1 protein-coding gene is annotated in these 451 nt (G+C 68.1%); it reads left to right on the top strand.

Features of this window, described 5'->3' with window-relative positions:
- A partial coding sequence (locus HFC70_RS26345) for an HDOD domain-containing protein (protein ID WP_168476296.1) occupies positions 1-451 on the top strand: 451 nt, incomplete at both ends.

The following is a 451-nucleotide window of genomic DNA, read 5'->3' as shown; positions in this document are numbered from 1 at the left end:
CCGCCCAGGTGGTCAGTTGGGCGGCCTCGCCCTACTACGCCGCTCCGGGCAAGATCCGCTCGGTGGAAGACGCGATCGTCCGCGTCCTCGGTTTCGACCTGGTGATCAACCTGGCCCTCGGCCTCGCCCTGGGCAAGAGCCTGAGCCTGCCCAAGGACCAGCCACAGCAGGCCACGCCCTACTGGCAGCAAGCGATCTACACCGCCGCGGTGATCGAGGGCCTGACCCGCGCCATGCCGCGCGAGCTGCGCCCGGAGTCCGGCCTGAGCTACCTGGGCGGCCTGCTGCACAATTTCGGCTACCTGGTCCTGGCGCATGTCTTCCCGCCGCATTTCTCGCTGATCTGCCGGCACCTGGAGGTCAACCCGCACCTCGGCCATGCCTATATCGAACAGCACCTGCTGGGGATCACCCGCGAGCAGATCGGCGCCTGGCTGATGCGCGTCTGGGA

The sequence above is a fragment of the Agrobacterium sp. a22-2 genome, assembly GCF_012276985.1.
Lineage (GTDB): Bacteria > Pseudomonadota > Alphaproteobacteria > Rhizobiales > Rhizobiaceae > Allorhizobium.
Note: the sequence above shows the minus strand (reverse complement) of the source record. Positions and strands in the feature narration are given on the sequence as shown.